Origin of the sequence: Carnobacterium iners, assembly GCF_900177385.1 — a bacterium.
Lineage (GTDB): Bacteria > Bacillota > Bacilli > Lactobacillales > Carnobacteriaceae > Carnobacterium_A > Carnobacterium_A iners.
Map to the genome: position 1 here is coordinate 979,990 of NZ_FXBJ01000002.1, position 17,745 is coordinate 997,734.

At 33.2% G+C, this 17,745-nt stretch carries 15 protein-coding genes and 2 pseudogenes; 15 read left to right on the top strand and 2 right to left on the bottom strand.

What is annotated here, in order from left to right; translation table 11 throughout:
• Window positions 1-34: 34 nt before the first annotated feature.
• The gene (locus tag B9Y54_RS04850) at window positions 35-1,819 is read right to left on the bottom strand and encodes a heavy metal translocating P-type ATPase (RefSeq protein ID WP_234987822.1); all 1,785 of its coding nucleotides are present in this window, start codon (window positions 1,817-1,819) and stop codon (window positions 35-37) included.
• Between the two features lie 586 nt (window positions 1,820-2,405).
• Here B9Y54_RS04850 and B9Y54_RS04855 point away from each other — a divergent pair.
• The 14 genes and pseudogenes from B9Y54_RS04855 to B9Y54_RS04910 all read left to right on the top strand — a co-directional run bounded on the left by B9Y54_RS04855 (window position 2,406) and on the right by B9Y54_RS04910 (window position 15,188).
• Complete coding sequence (locus tag B9Y54_RS04855; RefSeq protein ID WP_085559212.1) at window positions 2,406-2,630, top strand: SHOCT domain-containing protein; 225 nt, start codon at window positions 2,406-2,408, stop codon at window positions 2,628-2,630.
• 62 nt (window positions 2,631-2,692) lie between these two features.
• Window positions 2,693-3,079, top strand: coding sequence for a DUF302 domain-containing protein (locus tag B9Y54_RS04860; protein ID WP_085559213.1), 387 nt, complete (start codon window positions 2,693-2,695; stop codon window positions 3,077-3,079).
• A 229-nt stretch (window positions 3,080-3,308) separates the two neighbouring features.
• On the top strand, window positions 3,309-3,902 hold the full coding sequence (locus B9Y54_RS04865) for a UPF0236 family transposase-like protein (protein WP_085559214.1): 594 nt from the start codon (window positions 3,309-3,311) through the stop codon (window positions 3,900-3,902).
• A gap of 194 nt (window positions 3,903-4,096) precedes the next feature.
• A pseudogene (locus tag B9Y54_RS13170) lies at window positions 4,097-4,342 on the top strand (hypothetical protein); the annotation flags it as partial.
• Complete coding sequence (locus tag B9Y54_RS12315; RefSeq protein WP_159446057.1) at window positions 4,343-4,519, top strand: hypothetical protein; 177 nt, start codon at window positions 4,343-4,345, stop codon at window positions 4,517-4,519.
• A gap of 62 nt (window positions 4,520-4,581) precedes the next feature.
• Window positions 4,582-5,115 (top strand): DUF421 domain-containing protein, encoded by a 534-nt coding sequence (locus B9Y54_RS04870; protein ID WP_085559215.1) that lies wholly within the window; start codon window positions 4,582-4,584, stop codon window positions 5,113-5,115.
• A 753-nt stretch (window positions 5,116-5,868) separates the two neighbouring features.
• Window positions 5,869-6,105, top strand: a complete 237-nt coding sequence (locus B9Y54_RS04875; RefSeq protein ID WP_085559216.1) for a hypothetical protein — start codon at window positions 5,869-5,871, stop codon at window positions 6,103-6,105.
• 65 nt (window positions 6,106-6,170) lie between these two features.
• Window positions 6,171-8,843: a sensor histidine kinase gene (locus B9Y54_RS04880; RefSeq protein ID WP_085559217.1), complete on the top strand. Its 2,673-nt coding sequence runs from the start codon at window positions 6,171-6,173 to the stop codon at window positions 8,841-8,843.
• Window positions 8,836-9,546, top strand: a complete 711-nt coding sequence (locus tag B9Y54_RS04885; protein ID WP_085559218.1) for a response regulator — start codon at window positions 8,836-8,838, stop codon at window positions 9,544-9,546. Before B9Y54_RS04880 ends, B9Y54_RS04885 begins: the two co-directional genes overlap by 8 nt.
• A gap of 278 nt (window positions 9,547-9,824) precedes the next feature.
• Window positions 9,825-9,905, top strand: a complete 81-nt coding sequence (gene kdpF / locus B9Y54_RS13175; protein ID WP_085559219.1) for a K(+)-transporting ATPase subunit F — start codon at window positions 9,825-9,827, stop codon at window positions 9,903-9,905.
• 17 nt (window positions 9,906-9,922) lie between these two features.
• Window positions 9,923-11,635, top strand: a complete 1,713-nt coding sequence (kdpA, locus tag B9Y54_RS04895) for a potassium-transporting ATPase subunit KdpA (RefSeq protein ID WP_085559220.1) — start codon at window positions 9,923-9,925, stop codon at window positions 11,633-11,635.
• 13 nt (window positions 11,636-11,648) lie between these two features.
• The gene (kdpB, locus tag B9Y54_RS04900; RefSeq protein WP_085559221.1) at window positions 11,649-13,703 is read left to right on the top strand and encodes a potassium-transporting ATPase subunit KdpB; all 2,055 of its coding nucleotides are present in this window, start codon (window positions 11,649-11,651) and stop codon (window positions 13,701-13,703) included.
• Window positions 13,704-13,820: 117 nt separating this feature from the next.
• Window positions 13,821-14,453 carry a K(+)-transporting ATPase subunit C gene (locus tag B9Y54_RS04905; protein ID WP_085559222.1) on the top strand — a complete coding sequence of 211 codons (633 nt, stop codon included), beginning with the start codon at window positions 13,821-13,823 and terminating at the stop codon, window positions 14,451-14,453.
• A gap of 357 nt (window positions 14,454-14,810) precedes the next feature.
• On the top strand, window positions 14,811-15,188 hold the full coding sequence (locus B9Y54_RS04910; RefSeq protein WP_159446058.1) for a YidH family protein: 378 nt from the start codon (window positions 14,811-14,813) through the stop codon (window positions 15,186-15,188).
• 85 nt (window positions 15,189-15,273) lie between these two features.
• Here the strand turns inward: B9Y54_RS04910 and B9Y54_RS04915 are convergent, their stop codons facing one another.
• Window positions 15,274-16,602, bottom strand: coding sequence for a DUF1576 domain-containing protein (locus B9Y54_RS04915; RefSeq protein ID WP_085559224.1), 1,329 nt, complete (start codon window positions 16,600-16,602; stop codon window positions 15,274-15,276).
• A 489-nt stretch (window positions 16,603-17,091) separates the two neighbouring features.
• Between B9Y54_RS04915 and B9Y54_RS04920 the strand changes: the two are divergent.
• Window positions 17,092-17,628 (top strand): annotated as a pseudogene (locus B9Y54_RS04920) (peptidase dimerization domain-containing protein); the annotation flags it as partial.
• Between the last annotated feature and the right edge of the window lie 117 nt (window positions 17,629-17,745).

A 17,745-nucleotide genomic window follows, 5' to 3' on the forward strand; every position in this document is an offset into this window, starting at 1 on the left:
AATAATATGCTTTTTAGCTTCTTTTAAATGAACGTTACTTTGCATCTTTAGTCGTTATATCGTCTACTTTTAGTAGACGAGCATTAATAGCGACAATTACTGTACTTAATGACATAACTGCTGCTCCAATTGCAGGCGTAACAACGATTCCTTGATTGATTAGTACACCAGCTGCAAGAGGTATAGCGATAATGTTATATCCCGCAGCCCAGATAAGATTCTGGATATTTTTTTTATAGGTTGCTTTAGACAAGTTGATAATATTAATGACATCTCGCGGATCACTATTAACTAATACGATATCAGCAGTCTCTATGGCTACGTCTGTTCCAGCTCCAATAGCAATGCCAATATCAGCTTCAGCTAAAGCAGGTGCATCATTGATACCGTCTCCAACCATGGCAACTTTCATTGTCCCGTTTTCTTTCAACTGTTTAATTTTTTCTGATTTTTCATTAGGCAACACTTCTGCAAATACATGAGTCAAGCCGAGTTCTTTACCAACGCTATTTGCCACTTTTTCATTATCACCTGTAATCATGATTGATTCGATGCCACGTTCATTTAACAGTTGAATGGTTTGTAAAGCGGATGAACGAATTCTATCACTTAAGGCAATCATTCCTTGTAATGTATTTTCTTTTATTACAAATACAACTGTTTTCCCATCTTGAGAAAATTGGTCAAATGTTTTTTTATCAAAAGATAGATTTCTTTCTTTCATAGTACCTGGACTGACAATAGATACTTTTTCACCTTCAACTTTCGCATTTAGGCCTCGACCCGCTAAATTTTCATATTCAGTTACAGATAGCTTAGAAAGATTTTCTTCTTCTCCCTTACGAACAATCCCTTTAGCAATAGGGTGATCAGATTGGCTTTCTACGGAATAAGCTAGTTGAAGTAAGTCTTCATCTAGAATACCTTTTGTAGGCAAAATAGCGTCAACTCCGAATTGGCCTTCCGTTAACGTACCCGTTTTATCAAAAACAACTTTATCGATAGAACGTGCAATCTCGAATTGAGTCCGATTTCGAATTAAAAGTCCTTCTCTGGCAGCAATAGAGGTTGACACTGAACTGACCAGAGGCATAGCTAACCCTAGAGCATGTGGACAAGCAATAATAAGAACCGTTACCATCCGTTCAAGAGCAAATTCAAAGTCAGCGGCTGTTATCCAATAAGCAAGAGTCAATAGTCCGGTACCTAAGGCTATATAGAATAACCATTTTGCGGCTACATCTGCAAATCCTTGAGCTCGAGACTTAGTTGCCTGTGCGTTTTTGACTAACTCAACGACTTGCGCCAAGTAAGTGTCAGAACCGACCTTTTCAACTTTTATCGTTAAGACACCATTACCATTGATTGCTCCGCCAATAACACCGTCTCCGCTTTTTTTATCTATGGGAACGGATTCACCAGTGAGCATAGATTCGTCTAAAGTAGATTCTCCTTTTAAAATTTCACCATCTAAAGGGATTTTTTCGCCTGATTTCACCAGAATGTAATCTTCAGGTTTTAATTCTTCAACGGATACGTCAGTTGTATTCCCAGCGTCATCTAGTTTATGAGCTTCATTAGGCATGAGTTCAATCAATTCTTCTAAGGCTTTAGATGCGCCCATTTGAGATCTCATTTCTATCCAATGGCCTAATAGCATAACGACAATAAGTGTAGCTAATTCAAAATAGAAGTCGCTTCCGGTAATAAAGAAGGTTGTTAAAGAACTATAAACATAAGAAGCGACAATGGCTAAAGAAATAAGAGTCATCATTCCAGGAGTATGGTCTTTTAGAATTTCTTTTTTAGCACCACTCAAGAATGATTTTCCACCATAGAAAAAAACAAAGGAAGCGAGGGCAAAAAGAAGAATATTTGAACCTGTAAAAGTAAGTTGATAATTAAATAAATTTTGAAACATAGGGGATAATAGTGAAATAGGAATTGAAGCAATCAAACTTACCCAAAATCTTTTTTTGAAATCTTCTATCATATGGGCGTGATGATTTGTGTTGATTTTTTGACTGATGATTTTCCATAAAATTTCCTCCTTTTAGCTAGCTATCAATAAGTTTATATTAACTAATACATTGGGTATTTTATCTGTTGTTGGACAATAGTAATGGTCCAATTATTTTTTTATAGCTGTCTTAGCGAAAGGATAATGGCAAAGGTTTATATGGGGCCTATTCTCAAAAACCAAGCAGCAGGTACGACTACTTTTGTAATCGTTCTATAGATTAAGCATACCTGTACACTTAACTAAAGTCAAAAATTATAATTTATACACTTACTAGTTGAATAGGTATTGAAAGCTGCTCTTATCTTTATTTAAGTCTTTTTTATTTACATCAAAAAGTGTGGGGGTTATCATTAAGTTGTCTATAAGAAGAAAGGAGCATGATATGCATAATCAATTTGATTATATGGGTCCTAATATGTTTTTAATGTTTTTGATACCGTTGGTTATCCTATTAGTGGTTGGATTATCCATCTATATGATAAATAAGAATAATAACGAGAACAGAGGAGATAAAGAAACTGCGTTAGATATTTTAGATAAAAGGTACGCAAATGGTGAAATAGATGAAGAAGAGTACCTTAAGAAGAAAAAAATACTAAAAAATTAAGGATAAGTAATTGTATAGAGAGTCATCTATTTGTATCTAAATAAAATTTAGGAGGCAAAGAAATGAATATTGTATATGAAAAAAGAACAGATAAAAGTTTAAACGAGGCTATCGAGGCATTAGAAGAAAATTTAAAAGAAAACAGTTTTGGAGTTTTATGGCAGCTTAATTTTAAAGATAAGCTTGCTGAAAAAGGGTTAGACTTAAAGGATGATTTTGTCGTACTAGAAGTATGTAACCCAAAACAAGCGAAAGAAGTATTGGAAAAAAATAGCCATATCGGTTATGTGTTGCCGTGTAAAATGGTCGTAAGAACAGAAGATGGTCAAACGTATGTAGGAATGACAAGTCCTGAAAAACTTATTAGTTTATTTGACGATTCGGAATTAACAGAGATTGCTAAGGATGTTGAACAAGCTTTGGAAAAAGCTGTTCTAGCTTCAATTTAATGATAATAGCTTGAATTTAACAATTAAAAAGCGATTTAAAAGAAAGAAACGAAAGATTCTAAATAATAGATTGTCTTCATTTTTATAAAAGCTCTTTGGTGCATATATGTACCGAAGAGCTTTTTTTGTTATTTTCACTAATGACCATTTAACTTTACATAAAAAAAGAAACAACTCCTGTGTTAAACTGTTTTTACCACTAAAAACATAGAACAGGAGTTGTTCCTTAATGGACATTATACAGTATGCAGTTGAAAAAATCAGTGAAACAATGGTAAAAAATTTAGATTTAACACAAAAGAAAGAATTGGCTTTCCATAATCTTATTTCTGACGTCCAAGAATCGATGAATCAAATTGGTATTACTTTAGTAGAAGACTTCATTGAAAACTTAGATGATTCTCTAAAACACTATCCAGCAAGAAAAGAAGCCTGGCATGTTCAACGGAAGAATGATGAGAAACGACTTTCTACTACTATGGGAGACGTCGTCCTAAAACGGACGTACTATAAAAATAAGCAAAGTGGTCAGTTTACCTATCTAGTAGACGATCATTTAGACTTAGCTCCTCATAGTCGTATGGACTTAGGATTAGAAGCTGAGATTTTAGAAAGAGTGAAAGATTTATCCTACCAAAAAACAATCGATAGTTTTAAGACTATTTCTATTCGTAGCCGCACATCCGTCATGAACGTCGTTCATAAACATCTATTAGAACCTACTGATGTCGCTATTCCTTCACAGAAAAAAATAGTCGATGTATTATATATTGAAGCAGATGAAGACCACGTTGCCTATCAAGATGGGAAAATCGGTTTATGAAACTTGTGTATGTTTATGAAGGTCGCAAAGAAGTGGCTGGTACAGCTAAGCGAATAGAATTAGAAGGGAAACGTTACTTTACTGGGCTTTACCCAAATAATGAAGAATGATGGTTCTCAGTATTAGACCATTTTGATGAAGCGTATGATTTAGAGAAAGTAAAACACATTTATCTTTCTTGAGATGGCGCTCCCTGGATTAAAGCAGGAGCTAAAATTATTCCAAATAGTACATTTATCCTAGATAGTTTCCATTTAATAAAGTATATTAAAAAAACCTGCACGGCTCACCAAGAGTGGTTTTCCATCCTCTACGGATGGATAGTAAAAGGTCAAAAAGATCTCCTCCACTTATTTTATCAAACACGATTAGATGATGAGTTAAACGATTCTGAAAGGATTGCATTATTAAACTTTAAAAGGTATATTTTTAGGCAATAGATGGCTATTCAAAATCAAAAGAATCCAGATTATTTTAGATGCAGGAGAAACAACTGGCCATTAGTAGAAGATGATGTCTTTGAAATCAGCATGCAAAAAATAGAAGAAAGGCGAAAAAAGCTTTTAGGTCTATTAATCGAAGACAATTGGAAAGAGGAAGACTTAAAATTAATTTAATTTTATTAGATCATAAAGTAGAGGAATAAAAACCAACTATATTAAAAGGGAGAAGGATTAAAGTGGATTTCTTATTTAAAGACTGGACGATGGTCTATAGAACAGTAATTGTAGGGACGTTAGCTTACTTGTTATTAATTTTCGTTCTTCGGATTTTTGGAAAACGAATATTAGCAAAAATGAGCGCTTTTGACTTCGTTGTAACAGTTGCCTTTGGTTCTATTTTAGCAACCATTCTAACAAATAGTAAACTAACCTTAGTCGACGGAATGGCTGCACTAACGTTATTGGTATTATTACAATTTATTTTATCAAAATTAATTTTACACGTTAATTTTATAGATAAGTTGGCTAAGTCAGAGCCTGCCTTGTTGTATTTCAATGGGGAATATGATGAACAAGCTATGAAAAAAGAGCGAGTTTTAAAAGAAGAACTTTATCAAGCAGCACGCTCATCTGGATTTGTTTCAATGGATGATATTTTAGGTATTGTCCTAGAAGCAAATGGTGAGTTTTCAGTTCTTTCTAAAAGCGAATATACTACTGGAAATAGTACCCTAATAAACATAAAAAAAGATTATTTTACTAGCTTATAAGTCGCTTGAATCAGGTATAATATTTTTCATAGTAGTAAAAAAAGTTAAAATATAAATAGTTTGAAAACAGATAGTTTTTATGAGTATAGCACTGTAATAAATATTGTGTGGTTTATTTAGAATCTAGTTTTATTAGGTATAAAGTTAGAGGAGATAAATTATTTACAGTATACTCATATTAAAAATAAAAGATGAGAGAATCTAGATGACGAATGCATTAAAAACTTATATCAATCAATTGGTATATAATTTAGTAAAAACATTAACACATCGAGAGTCTATTTAAAAAAGTTTTCAATGACTACAGTATTATTTCTTCTTCTTCTTCTTCTTCTTCTCAGTCTCATGATACACAAAACACTGTATAACAATTTAGAAAGAAGGGACAGAAACTGTAGCCGATGTAAAAATAAGAGTGTCATCTAAAGATACTTGGAAATTAAATAATTACGATAGTTATTATTTTGGTATTATCAATTTGGATAAAGACTATTAATTCATTTATTTAGTTTTAATCTAACAGAAGACTTCGACTGGCTATCTTCGGGCACCAAAATGGGTTGAGTAATTAAAATACCAGACAATATCGTTTTTGAAGAATTAGTCCGAAAAATTATGGAGGAAAATAGTTGTATTTGGTATGGAGTCAACAATATTCTTTCATTTGATGGTGACCGGCAAGAAATAGAAAAATTATGACAACTGATGAAAAAGGTATTTTTATTACCTTGCGATATTTAGTAGATTATAGAAATGGAACAAGTAGAAAGATCTCACTACAAAGAGAAAATTGATAAGAACTCAACTATAAAATTTGAAGCACTAGATAGTCGGATTTTATCCAAAGTAATAAAGGTTATAAAAAGAAATCGAGAAAGTATTAAAAAAATAGAGAAACTAATGAAAAATTGTATACCAACATTAGAAGAACAAAATCAGATGTATTTAAAGGGTGCTAATAATAGAAATTTAATAAAAAAATCAAGATAGTTCGTTTGTCTAAATAAATATAAGTTTGTAGAGATAGGATAGTTCGTTTCTTGAGAGGAGAAACTATGGAGAATCAAGAGAGTAGAACAGTTGGGCACGAAGAAAGTAAGCAGGGAAAGCTAAGGATATATTTTGGATATGCAGCAGGAGTTGGGAAAACTTATGCGATGCTTAAGGATGCACATGAAGCAATAAAAGAAGGGGTGGATGTTGTTGCAGGCTATATTGAACCACATGAACGCCCTGGAACAAGTCAATTACTTGATGAAAATCTAGTTGTTTTATCTTTGAAAGAGCTGTCTTATAAAGGGATAACACTTAAAGAATTTGATTTAGATGCTGCACTTAAAAGAAAGCCAAAATTAATACTAGTAGATGAACTGGCACATTCGAATGCTCCAATGAGTCGAAACAAAAAAAGATTTCAAGATATTGAAGAGCTATTAAAAGCAGGTATTGATGTATACACAACAGTAAATGTTCAGCATATTGAAAGTCTCAATAATATTGTTGAAAAAATTACAGGCGTTTATGTTCAAGAACGAATTCCAGATAGTATTTTTGATCAAGCAGATCAAGTTGAATTAGTAGATATTGAACCAGAAGATTTAATTGACAGATTAAACAAAGGAAAAATATACAAACAAAGTCAGGTAAAAAGAGCATTAGATAATTTTTTTACTAGAGGAAAACTAGTTGCTTTAAGAGAAATCGCATTAAGAAAAACAGCAGATCAAGTAAATAGGATGGCAATACAAAGTAAGATAAGTACAAAGAGTTCTTTTACAAAAGAACACATATTAGTATGTGTATCTTCTTCACCAACGAGTTTGAAAGTAATTCGTTCAGCTGCTAGAATAGCAGATGCTTTTAAGGCAAGTTTTACCGCGCTATATGTTGAAGAGGCAGAAGATGGGATAGTGGATGATAAAGAACAAGTGTCATTACGTGAGAATCTACGTTTAGCTGAACAATTAGGAGCACAAATTTCGACTTTATATGGTGATGACGTATCCAATCAAATTGCAGAGTACGCTAAAATCAGTCATGTTTCAAAAATAGTTATAGGAAGAACAGTGCATTCTAAAAGATGGGTAAAAACAAATTTTGTAGATACTCTCACTCAATTAGCCCCTGAAATAGATATTTATATTATTCCAAATTCTAATTCTGTTTTAAAAAAAGAAAAAAAGTTTAAACTGATGAAACCACCAGAATTTTCATTAGAAGATACGATAAAAACACTCATTATACTTATGTCGAGTACAGTAGTCGGGTTTTTATTTGAGTGGATGCAGTTTGATGTATCCAATATTATTATAATTTATATTTTAGGTGTACAAATAAATGCTGTTGTTACAAAAGGAAGGCTATACAGTATAGTATCCTCTGTATTAAGTGTATTAGCTTTTAATTACTTGTTTACTAATCCACGTTTTACTTTTGAGGTATTTAATTCTAGTTACCCTATTACTTTTCTAGTAATGTTAGCAGCTGGGCTTATTACAAGCTCCCTTACAAAAAGAATCAAAGAACAAGCGAGACAAACAGCGCAAAAGGCTTATAGAACAGAGATTTTATTAGAAACCAATCAAAAATTACAAATGGCAGATGGCGTTCATGAAATTTTAAACCAGACTGGAAATCAGCTTGTAAGACTACTAGATAAGGATATAATTATTTATCCGGTTTTTTCAAACAAGCTATCTGCTCTTATTTTAATGGCTACTGATCATTCTGAAGAAACGTTAGTCACATACAACGCACTGAAAGAAAGTGGCGTAGCAGAGTGGGTATTAAAGAATAATAAGCGTGCTGGAGCAACAACAAACACGTTACCTGCATCTAAGTATCTATATATGTCCGTTAGAAAGAAGAATCAGGTTTTTGCTGTTATTGGCATATCAATGGGTGCTGGGAAGATATTAGAAATTTTTGAAAAAAGTATTCTAATTGCGATTTTAGGAGAATGCTCGATAGTTTTAGAAAAAGAAATCTTTAGGGATAGACAACATGAAATCTCTACAAGAATAGAGAAAGAACAATTACGTACAAATCTACTCAGATCAGTATCACATGATCTCAGAACACCTTTAACAGGAATATCAGGGAATGCTAAATTATTGATGGAAAAAGGTATTGATTTAACCAAAACGCAAAAAGAGGAATCGTATGCTATGATTTACGACGATTCAATGTGGCTAATAAATCTGGTTGAAAATTTATTATCGATTACTAAAATCGAAAATGAAAATATGAAGTTGAACCCTCAAATTGATGTGATGAATGAGGTGATAATAGAAGCAATTAAACATGTAGATAGACACCTTTCAGAACATGAATTTCATGTGGATTTAAGTGAGGACATTCTTATTGCTAAAATGGATCCACAGCTAATCATGCAAGTAATTGTAAATATTATTGATAACGCTATAAAATATACAGAAAAAGGTTCAGAAATTCAGTTAAGAGCAAAAAAAGAGGGTTGTCATATCCAAGTAGAAATAGCTGATGATGGCCCAGGTATTTCAGACGACGCTAAGATAAAAATCTTTGAGCTATTTTATACGGCTAATCAATTAGGAGCTGATGCGAGAAGAGGACTAGGTTTGGGTCTGTCATTATGTCGAAGTATACTTGCAGCACATGGAGGAGAAATATACGTGAAAGATAATAAGCCTAAAGGAACGATTATCGGATTTAGATTGGAATCAGTCGAGGTGAATCTAAATGAATAAGTCAACCATTTTAGTTGTAGAAGATGATCCTTCTATTAGTAAACTCATTTCTATCACTCTAGAGACCCACGATTATCTCTATCGGACAGCTAAGAGCGGAAATGAAGCTATTCTTGAAATTTTATCGAATAAGCCAGATATAATTATTTTAGATCTAGGATTACCTGATATGGATGGAATAGATATTATAAAAAAAGTTAGAAGCTGGTCTAGTATTCCAATTATTGTAGTAAGCGCTCGTGGAGAAGACCGAGATAAAATAGAAGCTTTAGATGCGGGTGCTGATGACTACCTAACAAAACCTTTTAGCGTGGATGAGCTTTTAGCAAGATTGCGTGTTAGTTTGAGGCGTATCCAAAAAGATGATGAATTAAAATTGAAAGAAAAAAGTATATTTATTAACGGTCGTTTAAAAGTTGACTATTTATCCCATTCTGTTTTGATAGAAGAGCAAGAAATTCATGTTACACCAATCGAGTACAAACTCTTGTGTCTGTTAGCGAAAAATAGCGGCCGAGTTCTTACGTATAATTTTATCTTGAAAGAAGTATGGGGGATACATGATAACGATGCATCGGCTTTACGCGTATTTATGGCTACTTTGAGAAAAAAGATAGAAGAAAAACCAGCTAAACCACAGATTATACAAACTCATATAGGTGTAGGATATAGAATGGTTCGTATAGAAGAGAGAAAAGAATAATGTTGTTACTTTAAAAGTTTATTAAAAAAGCCAATCCCACCGATTAGCTTTTTTAATAACTTTTTTTAGTAATCTGAAATCTTAACACGATATTAATGTATTACAAGGAATCCTTACACTACCTTAATAGTGCAGATGGTAGGATTCTACTATCAGATAAGAGGAGATGAATGAGATGGATGCTATTGCGATAGGTATGATTATAATCAGCTTTTGGTTGATAAAAATGTTGGTTTCATGGTGTGATCGGCAAATAAAAAATACAGGAGGGTGATGAAATGTTAATTCTTTTAGGTGTTGTGCTTATTTTTTTAGCAGGCTATCTTTTATATGCTTTAATTAATCCAGAAAAATTTTAATAGTGGAGGTGTTCAATATGCTTCAAATAAGTTTAATAATAGTCGCATTTTTATTGTTGATTATTCCAACAGGCAATTATTTATACCACATTGCAACAGGACAACATACTTTTGCAGATCCATTTTTCGATAAGATAGATAATGGCATCTACAAATTAAGTGGGATAAAAAAAGAAGATATGAGTTGGAAAAAATATGCATTTTCGATGTTAATGACAAATGCAGTTATGGCAATGTTGGGCTATTTTGTTTTGAGAATACAATCGATTCCTTTACTAAACCCAAATGGGATATCCGGTATGGAATCTTTTCTTTCTTTTAATACGATTATCAGTTTTATGACAAATACAAATCTTCAACATTACGCTGGAGAAACTCACTTGTCTTACCTAGGACAAATAGTAGTCATTATCTTTATGATGTTCACTTCAGCAGCAACGGGATTCTCGGTTGCAATGGCTTTTATTAGAGGACTCTCAGGAAAAGTTATTTCATTAGGAAATTTTTACGTTGATTTAACTCGCATCATCACAAGAGTCTTGTTGCCGTTTTCGATTGTCGGAGGTTTATTATTAGTTTCTCAAGGTGTCCCACAAAACTTTACGCAAAATGTAACCATTCAAACAATTGAAGGTACTTATCAAGATATTGCTATGGGTCCTGTTGCATCATTAGAAATCATCAAACATTTAGGAACGAACGGCGGTGGTTTTTTTGGAGCAAACTCAGCAACACCATTTGAGAATCCGAATGTGGTAACGAATATGATTGAAATGCTAGCCATGATGTTACTACCTGGATCTATCGTTATAGCATTTGGGCATATGGTTAGCAATCGAAGAAAAGAGAAAACGAAAGAAAAAGCCTCATGGATTGGGAGGCAAGCCAGACCGCTATTTATAGTGATGTTATCGCTGTTTTTTATTGGATTAAGTATTTGCTTATGGGCTGAAAAAGCTGGTAATCCTATTTTAGAAAGTATCGGTTTAAATCAAGATATGGGAAGTATGGAAGGTAAAGAAACGCGTTTTGGGATAGAACAGTCGGCACTTTTTACAACAGTAACAACTGCATTTACGACAGGTTCTATTAACAATATGCATGATACTTTGACACCAATTGGAGGAGCTGTTCCATTAGTAAATATGATGTTAAATGTTGTATTTGGCGGTAAGGGTGTTGGCTTAATGAATATGGTTCTGTATGGTATTTTAGCAGTCTTTATCTGCGGCCTAATGATTGGTCGTACACCAGAGTATCTGGGTAAAAAAATTGAAGGAAAAGAAATGAAACTGACTGCATTAGGAATTATCATCCATCCTTTAATTATTTTATCTTTCTCTGCGCTCGCATTAGCAACTTCAAGTGGAGTTGAAGGAATTACGAACCCAGGCTTTCATGGACTCACACAAGTAATATATGAATTTTCATCATCAGCTGCTAATAATGGATCGGGATTTGAAGGATTGGCTGATAATACTAATTTTTGGAATATCACAACAGGACTTGCTATGTTTTTTGGCAGGTACCTTACAATTATCATTCAGCTAGCAATTGCAAGCTCGTTAATGATGAAACGACAAGTAAATGAATCTATTGGTACATTAAAAACAGATACAGGAACGTTTACGGTAGCACTGTTTATGGTTATTATGATTATTGCAGCGTTAACATTCTTCCCTGTAGTAGTACTAGGACCAATTGCGGAACATTTAACCTTATGGAAATAGAGGTGGATTTTTGATGAATCAAACAGAGAAAAAAACTTTAATAGATAAAAAAATATTATTGAGCGCTATAAAGGGCTCATTTATAAAATTAAATCCAAGATATATGATGAAGAATCCAGTGATATTTGTAGTTGAAATTGGCTTTTTTATCACACTACTTTTAAGTTTTGTACCGGATTTATTCGGTAGTGTAAATACAAACGCAAGAACGTACAATATGATTGTAACTTTTATTTTATTCATAACCGTTTTGTTTGCAAATTTTGCTGAATCAGTTGCAGAAGGTCGAGGCAAAGCACAAGCAGAAAGTCTTAAAAAGACACAAAAAGATATGAAAGCAAGAATTTTAAAAGAAAATAAATCAGAAGAAATGGTTGATGCTAATCAGTTGAAAAAAGGAGACTTGGTTCTGGTTAAATCTGGCGAACTTATTCCTACAGATGGAGAAGTAGTTGAGGGAATTGCTTCTGTCGATGAGTCTGCTATAACTGGAGAATCTGCTCCTGTAGTTAAAGAAAACGGTGGTGATTTTGCTTCCGTAACTGGTGGTACAACAGTTGTGAGTGACTGGCTAAAAATAAGAGTTACTTCTAATCCAGGAGAATCTTTTTTAGATAAAATGATTTCACTTGTTGAAGGGGCTTCAAGGAAGAAAACGCCCAATGAAATTGCATTGAATACGTTACTGGTTAGTTTAACCATCATTTTCCTGATTGTCATTGTTACTTTGTATCCACTAGCTAGTTACGTTGGAGTAAAGTTAGAAATCTCCACATTAATTGCTTTAACGGTGTGCTTAATTCCTACAACGATTGGTGGGCTATTATCGGCAATAGGCATTGCAGGTATGGATCGAGTAACTCGTTTTAATGTTATTGCCATGTCTGGCAAAGCAGTTGAAGCTTGTGGTGATGTAGACACAATGATTTTAGATAAAACCGGAACAATTACCTACGGGAATCGTATGGCAGCTGAGTTTTCACCTGTAAAAGGGGTGAGTGAAGTTGAATTAATTGAAAAGGCTGTTCTAAGTTCTCTTCAAGATGATACTCCAGAAGGTAAATCCATTGTCGATTTAGGAATTAAGCAAACTGGTAAACACTTTAGTGAGAATTTACAGACAATATTTATCGAGTTTACAGCTCAGACGAGAATGAGTGGTATAGATATAGAAAATGGAACAAAAATTCGTAAAGGGGCCTCCGATGCGATAATCGAATATGTTCAATTGATAGGTGGATATATTCCAAAAGACTTAGAAGAAATTGTTCGAAATATTTCTTCGCTAGGTGGTACACCACTAGTAGTGAGTGAAAACAAGACTATCCTAGGAGTTATTTATTTGAAAGACACCATAAAACCAGGTTTGGTTGAACGTTTTGCTCGACTTAGAGAAATAGGAATCAAAACAATCATGTGCACAGGAGATAATCCATTAACGGCTGCAACAATTGCACAGGAAGCTGGAGTAGACAGTTTTATTGCTCAATGTAAGCCTGAAGACAAGATTAAGGTAATCAAAGATGAGCAATCAGAAGGAAAAGTCGTTGCAATGACTGGAGATGGTACTAATGATGCGCCTGCACTTGCTCAAGCAGATGTTGGAATTGCTATGAATAGCGGAACCTCTGCAGCTAAAGAAGCAGCTAATATGATTGATTTAGATTCAGATCCAACGAAAATTTTGGATGTTGTAGAGATTGGCAAACAACTTTTGATTACTAGAGGATCTCTCACAACGTTTAGTATTGCAAATGATGTAGCGAAATATTTCGCGATTATTCCAGCTATGTTCATGAACGTTATACCCCAATTAGGTGTATTGAATATCATGGCTTTGTCCACTTCTTACAGTGCAATCCTGTCGGCATTGATTTTCAATGCACTCATCATACCTTTACTTATTCCTTTAGCAATGAGGGGAGTTAAGTATAAGCCACAACGCTCTGAGAAGATGTTGATTCACAATATGCTGATTTATGGTTTAGGTGGTATGATTGCTCCATTTATAGGGATAAAGATGATTGATTTAGTCATTACTCCTATACTAATTATTATTGGACTTTGATTGATAGGGTAGGTTATACCATTATTTCTATATAAAGTAGTAAAATTAAATACAATAGATCAATTAAAAATAAGCTTAAAAAACAAATATTATGTTAACTAGGAAGGAGAATAAACTATGAAAAAAGTAATGCTAGAACTAAAAACACCTTTTTTGATAAGTATTGTATTTCTATTTATTTGTGGCTTAGCATACCCGCTACTGATGACAGGAGTGAGCCAAGTTATTTTCCCGAAACAAGCTAACGGCAGTTTAGTCATGGTAAATGATGAAATTGTAGGATCAAAGTTAATAGGACAAAAATTTACTGATCCTCGCTTTATGAAGAGTCGTCCATCTGCTGTGAATTACAATACGTATACAATAGAGGAAAAAAATGAAGGTTTATATAGTGGCGTAGCTTCAGGTTCAACTAATTTTGCAGCAACTAATCCAGAATTAGAAAAAAGAGTAGAAAAAGATATGGCCTATTTTTTACAAACTAATCCAAGTATCAAAAAAAGTCAAATTCCAACTGATTTATTAACAGCTTCGGGTTCTGGATTAGACCCGCACATAAGCTACGAGTCAGCATTAGTTCAATTGCCAGAAATTTCTGAGACTTCAGGTCTTAATCAAGATGAGCTTCAAAAAATTGTGAAAAAAAATACTGAAAATAAATTTATTGGTATTTTTGGTGAGAAGATTGTAAATGTTTTAGGTGTAAATATAGATATTGCTAAAAAAATAGACGTGGTTATAGGTAAATAAAGGTCAGATGTACTAAGAAAGAAGTACTATTTGTTCATTTTAATAAATTTCTGATGGGATTTAATTATAAGTAAATAAGTATTTAGTCAGTTAGGATAATAGTAACCAATAAAAAAGGAAAATCTACAATAGATAATATTGTAAGATTTTTCTTTTTTTAATTCATATGTAAGTTATTAAATGTTAATGTATACTAGATTTGAAAGCTAACAATAGCAAGTATAAACTTACTTTAGATAAATAGATTGCAGTGTGTTTATGTTAATGACAAAAATGTTAAAAACATTTGATAATAAAAGCAAATTAAAAATATTTAACAGAATAGAATAAAGTGAGCAAAAATAAGGAGTGATGATTTTGAAAGACGAGGCTAGTAAAAATGATCTTGCAAAGAAACGGACAGAACTAGCAGTGCAAAGAACAATATTAGCAAACGAAAGAACCTTTAGTGCATGGATAAGAACAGGATTATCCTCAGTTCTAGGTGGATTAGCAGTTGTTAAATTTATGGGCGATAACGAAATTTATCGTGGCTATATCTTACTGATTGGTATCTTATTTGTACTAATAGGGATAGCTATTTACATTCTTGCTTTCTTAAGCTTTAAAGATAGTTTTAAACGATTGAAAAAAGAGAATGAAGATATCTCAAATTCATTGGCTATTCTAATAGCAATTACCACGGGGATGGTCCTAACGGCTGTACTTATTATGGGGCTCTTAATATCCTATTAGATTAAATTCTTATCTGTTCATTTTTTTGCTCCAGACAACATGTTTAGCAGTCTAAGGCAATCTTTTAGAAATAGGCTTACTTTTTTTAATTTAACTTAACTTCATCAGCGGGGTTAATTTCTTGATCCAGTAATTCATGACCTACTTTGCGATAATGAAGAGCTTCTAGGAATGGAACAAGAATAGCAGCGACTAAACCAGCTGCGAATCCATTATTATAAAGATTGATACCGCCATGTAGAAAACCGATATTGACTACTAAAGTAAGATGAAGAGCACCTGCAATAAAACCAGCAATTGCACCATAATGACCAGCAATAGGCGAAAGTGATGTAACAAAAAGAATAGAAATTAAAACATTCGTATCTTGGATTTCATAAAGAGTAAAGTAAGACATGACAGTAGCGCCTAACATAGGTGCTACTATTGTTTTAATATTTTTACCAAATGCACCAAAACCGACGATACAAAAAATTCCACCTAAAACAGGTCCATTTAATTCTCCACCTAGAAGTAATATATATATAGTAGAAATGATACCCAATAATCCCATATTAAAAAAAGTCGCACCGACTCCACCTATTTCAATATAATCAGTTGAAAGTTGACCAGAACGGCTCAAAATTTCTTTTAACCCTTTTAAATCTCCCTTATTAACGATAAGGCCTATCAGAATCATGCAGGTGAAAAGAACGAGTAAAAAAAGAGAAAAAGGGAAATTATAACCACTGGCAAGGATAGACACACTTTCTACTTCACGTCCGAAATTCCTCATAATAGAAGTAAAGACCGTTCCTATTAATCCACAAACGAATCCGATGTTATACAGACTGAAACCTTTGGTAAAAGTGATAACGTGACGTGCAAGTGGAGGCAATAAAAAGCCAGCAATAAATCCAGATAGACTACCTAGAAAAATACCAATAGAAAGAGGAAGTTCTTGTCCAAAGCTAAGTTCGCTTACTAGTGGACTCAACGCTGTTCCGAAAAGTGCTGCAAGCAAGGACTTCTCTAAAGGAATCTGAGTAACTTTTGCAAAACCGAAAGCTCCTAAAATAATGGGTAAAGAGTTGTAGAAATTTTTACCAAAGAAAGAAAATCCTGTGATAATAAGTATTCCAGCAATGACAGGGCCATTAATTTTAGCTTTACACATTCGCACGAGGAGTAGCGATTCCAATGTCATAATGGAGACATTTAAAAAAGCTGCTCCTGCATTAGCTAATTCGATATAGTCGGTTAATAAAGTTGCTGGAGAGCTCATAATTATCCAAAAGCCAGTCCATATTTCTTGTGGAGAATTGAATAAAAAAGCTAGCACACCAAAGGATAAAGCGAAAACAGTAAATAGAAAATACATTTTTTTTTGGGATAATTCGGGGAATTTTTTTCTTTCTTCAGAGACTGCTATCATTATCTTCCTCCTATCAAAAAGTAGGTTTTAAAAAGAGAACGTGACCTTTTTTGAGTGTAACAGAAAAAACTAGAGCTCTACAACAAGAAACGACTTTTATTGCTATATTATTTACTAATCATAGCGTCCACCTCTCTAGTATTTGATAAAAGTCAAACTGATTTCCTAAGATAGAAATATAAATAATGATTATTTTATAGATGACTGAGATTGTGGTATCAACTATTCTATATTAGTATTAGGGAAAAATTCGCTCAAATTATTTTTCGTCGCTATTATTTTCAATAGCCTGCTATAAATTTTTCAATTCTAGTAAGATTATTAATGCTACTCTTATCTTAAAAAAGAAAGAAATGATTTAATGAGTAAATTAAGAGGTAATTATTTAGAAAAACTACTAAAAAATGAAGGAATAGCTTACCACATAAACCATTGCTTACTGGCAATGCTCTCGATATGATGCGTTAGCAGCTAAAACCTTATACGAGAGTTTCTTATAGTATCACGAAAGGCGGCGAAGCATCTAACGTTATTCCGGAAGAAGCAGAAATGATCATTAACATGCGCAATTCAGATAAATTTAATTTGAAACAAACTCTTGAAAAAGTGATGAATTGTACCAGAGGAGCATCAATCGCTACCGAAACAGAGTATACCACTATGAAAACTGGTGAAGACTTCGATAATATGAATGTTAATTATAAAGGGACGGAAGCTATTAAAGAAATAATGGCTTTAATTGATCTTCCATATGTAGAAGAAAAACAAGGACAAGCTACAGGTAGTTCAGATATCGAAAATGTAAGTTATGTTTGTCCAACTTTTTATCCAATAATGACTATTCTGGATCATTATTTCCCATTGCATACGAAGGAAGTCGCAGATATTATGAAATCTGACTCTATTAACGAATTCATTTATCAAGGAGCTAGAGTTGTTGGCTTATTTATTCTAAAAGCCATTAAAGATTCAAATCTGTTGAAGGAAATCAAACAAGAATTTCAAAAGTCTGGTATAGGTAACTAGAATGGAGGTTCCTCATGTAAAACATTAAAAAAGTAATCTATTCTCTTTGAGATACCTATTTTTTATCTTTACTGCCAATTAAAATAGCGAAAGAAGGCTTTTGGAAATTAGAATCTT

Bases quoted from the DNA above. Each gene is read 5' to 3' on its own strand.
- kdpB (WP_085559221.1), top strand. From the start codon at position 11,649: ATGAATCAAACAGAGAAAAAAACTTTAATAGATAAAAAAATATTATTG.
- B9Y54_RS04880 (WP_085559217.1), top strand. From the start codon at position 6,171: ATGGAGAATCAAGAGAGTAGAACAGTTGGGCACGAAGAAAGTAAGCAG.
- B9Y54_RS04915 (WP_085559224.1), bottom strand. From the start codon at position 16,602: ATGATAGCAGTCTCTGAAGAAAGAAAAAAATTCCCCGAATTATCCCAA.
- kdpA (WP_085559220.1), top strand. From the start codon at position 9,923: ATGCTTCAAATAAGTTTAATAATAGTCGCATTTTTATTGTTGATTATT.
- B9Y54_RS04865 (WP_085559214.1), top strand. From the start codon at position 3,309: ATGGACATTATACAGTATGCAGTTGAAAAAATCAGTGAAACAATGGTA.
- B9Y54_RS12315 (WP_159446057.1), top strand. From the start codon at position 4,343: ATGGCTATTCAAAATCAAAAGAATCCAGATTATTTTAGATGCAGGAGA.
- kdpF (WP_085559219.1), top strand. From the start codon at position 9,825: ATGTTAATTCTTTTAGGTGTTGTGCTTATTTTTTTAGCAGGCTATCTT.
- B9Y54_RS04905 (WP_085559222.1), top strand. From the start codon at position 13,821: ATGAAAAAAGTAATGCTAGAACTAAAAACACCTTTTTTGATAAGTATT.
- B9Y54_RS04885 (WP_085559218.1), top strand. From the start codon at position 8,836: ATGAATAAGTCAACCATTTTAGTTGTAGAAGATGATCCTTCTATTAGT.
- B9Y54_RS04855 (WP_085559212.1), top strand. From the start codon at position 2,406: ATGCATAATCAATTTGATTATATGGGTCCTAATATGTTTTTAATGTTT.
- B9Y54_RS04875 (WP_085559216.1), top strand. From the start codon at position 5,869: ATGGAACAAGTAGAAAGATCTCACTACAAAGAGAAAATTGATAAGAAC.
- B9Y54_RS04860 (WP_085559213.1), top strand. From the start codon at position 2,693: ATGAATATTGTATATGAAAAAAGAACAGATAAAAGTTTAAACGAGGCT.